3 protein-coding genes are annotated in these 4,276 nt (G+C 49.6%); all 3 read right to left on the bottom strand.

What is annotated here, in order from left to right; all coding sequences use genetic code 11:
• Positions 1–1,420: DUF3857 domain-containing transglutaminase family protein (locus AB1690_04455; protein ID MEW6014554.1), on the bottom strand; the 1,420-nt coding region annotated here is incomplete at its 3' end.
• Positions 1,417–3,348, bottom strand: coding sequence for a DUF3857 domain-containing protein (locus AB1690_04450; GenBank protein ID MEW6014553.1), 1,932 nt, complete (start codon positions 3,346–3,348; stop codon positions 1,417–1,419). The genes AB1690_04455 and AB1690_04450, both read right to left, overlap by 4 nt.
• A 352-nt stretch (positions 3,349–3,700) precedes the next feature.
• Positions 3,701–4,276 (bottom strand): T9SS type A sorting domain-containing protein (locus tag AB1690_04445; GenBank protein MEW6014552.1); only part of this gene is annotated, 576 nt, incomplete at its 5' end.

Raw genomic sequence — 4,276 nt, 5'->3', positions numbered from 1 at the left:
CACTCTTTTCACCTCCGGGAAACAAGCCGTTAAGGATATTCTGCAGTTCATCGCGGTCGGAACCATCCAGCCGGTTACGATAATAGAGCGCCAGGTTCCCGTAGAAATCTATCTGGGAGTCGAAACGCACCAATCCGGTATCGGAAATGACTAACATTGTTTTGCGGCGGATGATGTTATCTTCCGCCCGGCTGGAAGGAGTGCGGGTCAGTATTCCCCCGCTGTCGGTAACAATGAGCGCCGCTACATCTTCCACTCCCGAAGGCAATTCCCCCAGAGGGCAGTGGAAGCAGGTGGGGTCCATCCAGACGGTATCATCGTCTCTGACTGCCGCCACGATGACATGATTGAATCCGAAATTAGGGAAATCGGTCTCCAGCAATCCTTCATCACTGGTGAGGACCAGCGCCGGAAAGGCGGCAATTCCGGCGGCGCGCAAACGGGAAATGAGCAAGACCGAAAGGTCTTTGCAATCGCCGTAACCGCGTTGCTCCACCAGGGAGGCGGCGTTTGGTTTCCAGCCGCTCAAACCAATGGAGACAGAGACATACCGCATTCTCTCGGTGAGATTATTGTAATGATTCATTATCGCCAGTCGGAAAGAGTCCTGACTTATAGGGGAGACGGCAGAATCGATTGCGGTCGCGAGATAACAGCCGCGCGAAAGAGCGCGAAACCACTGGCCAACTCCTTTCCAACTGAATTCGGGAAGAGGCACCCCGCCAAAAACGACAGATTCTGCCTGTAAGATGAACTTCCCCCGTACCGGTAAACCAGGTGGGGCATATCGGACATCCTGCCAGGCCGGAATATCAGATAACTCCCAGGAATAAGTCAGCCGTTCTTTATTTTCCGATATCGTCGGTTCGGCGCTAAATCCTTTTATTTTGTGCCGGAATTTGAAATCTTTGGGACAGTCAATTATAAGTTGGAACTGCCTGACCGGGACTTTTTCCTGGAAAAGTTGTCCATTCCAGAAGAACAATGAAGAAACCTCTCGTTCCACTTCGCATTCCACGGTGTACGGATACTGGGGGGAGCCGATTTCCCGGAAATAGCGGCAGATATCACTATAAGTCTGATAGTCGGCGCCAAATCCGCGCGCTCTGGTCAGGTCTTTCCTGGCGACGGTCTCGCGGACTTTACCTGAGGCATCAAGCAACCGTGCCTGGAATTTCTTGATTTGAGAGAATTTGTCCTCAGAAGTATACAGGTTGCCGAAGTCGATGCCGGAGGTATTCTGAATGGTAATTCTGAATTCAAGCCGCTCGGTATATTTGCCGTCGCCGATGAAATATTTCCAGCGGAGATATTCATACACCGCCCCCTCGCCGGCGACAGATGGCATTGCGCCGGGAAGGGCTGTCAGTACAACAAGCGCCGCAACATAAGGGATAATTCTGACGGCGGCGCGGCTCATTCCGACGCCACCGTGAGTATCAGGTCATCCTCCACAGCCGCTGCCACTTTCTGAAAGAGTTCCCGCAGAGGGCGGTAGCTTCCAGGCGGAAAGGCCGGTTTATCGACCGCCAGACGCGAGAGGATAATAATATTGTTGCCGTCGTACATGCAATTGCGAGTAAAGGAGGCATCGGTTATCTTTATTTCAACCGGGTCGGGAAGATTCTGCGGGCCCATTCCCTCTTCCAGCGCAATCTGCACTATATTCTCGAAAACAAAAGGATAATTGAAATCGACCGGGAAAGAGCGTTTCTCGCTCTTGAAAGGATTTTCCCGGAAATAATACTGGAGCGGTTTCATTGACAGGAACTCTTCCAGCCGCTTTCCCGCTTCGGGGAGAGTGTAGTAGAGGTCCATGGTGAACTGGTCCACGGTATCATGTCGGAAAATGACAGTATCGATTTCATAAACCTGATTCAGTTTTCCCAGAAAATAGTCTTTGGCAAAATCAGTTTCGGCTTTGGAGTCATGCCGCTCCCCGTAGTCAACGGCAAAATACCCCTGGAATTTGACCGCCGTGGAGCAGACCGCCGAGCCGTCTTTCTTGAGATACATTCTGGTGGCATCATGACGGAACGATTTGGGATTTCTGGTGACGAGCTTCACCAGATGGGAGTTTTCGCTGTCTATCAGGAATCCGCCGGCGGCGCGCGATTCCGGCGGGAGAACCCCAAAGGGACAATATCTGGAGGAGGCATCCATAAACAGAATCGTGGAGTCCGATTCCATCAGAGTAATGAGATGATTGAACTGGTCAAGCTGGAAGACTTGGGGCATGAAGACATTGCGGCTGCGGGTACCGATAAGGATGGGCCAGGAGTCAATTCCGGCCGCTTTCAACATCTTCCACAATAGGACATTTATTTCATCTTCAGTGCCGGTCATGGTTTGAAGAAGACCGCCCAGTTTGTCGTTGGTGAAATAATGGCCATTGGGGTCATCACGAACCTGCACTCCCTTGATAAGGAAGTTGTAGATAGTTTCCGCTTTTGCCAGCGGTTCAGCAACGCCGGCGGTAATGCTGTCGGTCAATTTGGCGACCTTCTTTTCGCTGTCAACATAGGAATCGAGGACTTCCTGGAATCGCTTTCCCAGGTCCTTCCAGTCGCGGATGAAGAATTGATTGAAATCGGAAGTGCGATAAGATACCAACTGGTTATAAATCGCCGCCATATATCCCTTGGAAAAACTCATATATGGCTCCTCTTTTATGGGAGGAAGATTTTCCATTACCCAGGTATGCGATTTCAGGGGAGCCATTCCCAACTGGTCGGGGTTGGCGATTAATTCTTCTTTCGGCTTCTGCGAGCCTGACGGCATATTCATCGTTGCCGAGGAATAAGTGAAACCGGGACCAAGAATCAGCACAAACTCAGAGCGAAGTGTAAAGAGGTCGCTTTGAAAATACCATGGGTCCAGCCGGTAATAAGTCTGGTTGCTTATGGTATAGCGGTATTCCACAACACAGCCGCTGTCGAGAACCGGGAAGGAGAAAGTGCGGGCTTTGCTGGTGCCGTAGGTTTTGGTATGGATATCTTTTTTGTTCACCTGATGTTTCTTGCCGTCGGGCGTAATAGTCTGCGCGTCCAGGTCGCTCAGGCGGTCATCATCACTGAACGGTATGTCGATAGAGCCGATTTCGTCGGCGCCGGCCTTATTAAAGACTTTCATCCGGACATGACGTGACAGCTTGATAACTTCGTTGGTCACTTTCATAGTCCCTTTGTCAAAAATTATCACGGCATTCGCTTCGGGATAGTCCGGCGGCGGGGTCAGACTCCATTCCTCCGGAGTGACCTTGCCCCAGTTTTGCGCGTGAATGACGGCCGGAATTGTTACCGGTATGATGAAATAAACGACCGTAAGAAAAATTCTGGCGATGTACATAGCACTCCCCCGCTTCAGAATTATTTATTAGTTTGTCGAGTTTAGACTATATCGCACTTTAATATTCGCCGCTCCTTGCCCAAGTCTGAAAGACCGCTTTCATTTTAGAATAATAAACAGCGACCAAAAAGGCAACAATTTCCCGGGTGGGAATCAAAAATATTTAAGCCCCTTTTTCCGATTAGATTTTGGGTGTTTGGATGTACGGTGCGTACAAAAATTTTATTGTTTCCTCAGCGCGACTTTCCATTCATCAAGGGCTTTTATCGGCAGTTGGCAGACCCGATTGCGACATAGGTAGCCGGTCGTGGCGCCGTCAGACTTTCGTCCCTCAAGCAGCGGGATATTCTCCTCATTTTATTAAGGCCACTTTACTATATCCAGTCCCAAATTGAGTCGACATTTTGCAGATATACACACCACTGGGTGCTACAGTCATATTTTCATCCAGTGAATTCCAAACTGCTCGATGTTTTCCGGGCGACAGTGATAATTCATTCAGTAAAGTCCTGACGCGATAGCCCAAGGAGTTATAGATTTCAAGTGTGACCACCGACCTCTGAGAAAGTTCAAATTCAATAATAGTTGTCCCGTTGAAGGGATTTGGATAATTCTGATTCAAGATATAAGTACTAGGGAGCGTTCGCTCATATTCATATGGAACATCTGTTGGCGTATCGTCCCAGCCAGCAAAGAAGTTCACTTCCCCCCACCAACCAGATCCACCGGACGCTGTCTGTGACCTAACCGCAAAATCATCAATTCCGTCGCCATTAAAATCGCCAATACCGGCGACTTCATCGCCGAAATATGCCTGGCTTCCGGGAATCATTGAGTTTTCGATGTATATGTCTGAATATCGAAGAGTGTCAGATGTTGGCCCACCCAGATAGATATGCGCTTCATAGAGAGCAGCAATAGAAACAGC

Source organism: Candidatus Zixiibacteriota bacterium, assembly GCA_040753495.1.
Taxonomy (GTDB): Bacteria; Zixibacteria; MSB-5A5; order GN15; family PGXB01; genus DYGG01.
Note: the sequence above shows the minus strand (reverse complement) of the source record. Positions and strands in the feature narration are given on the sequence as shown.

What these genes read in the sequence shown, in the direction of transcription:
- AB1690_04450 (MEW6014553.1), bottom strand. Translation starts at nt 3,348, where the DNA reads ATGTACATCGCCAGAATTTTTCTTACGGTCGTTTATTTCATCATACCG.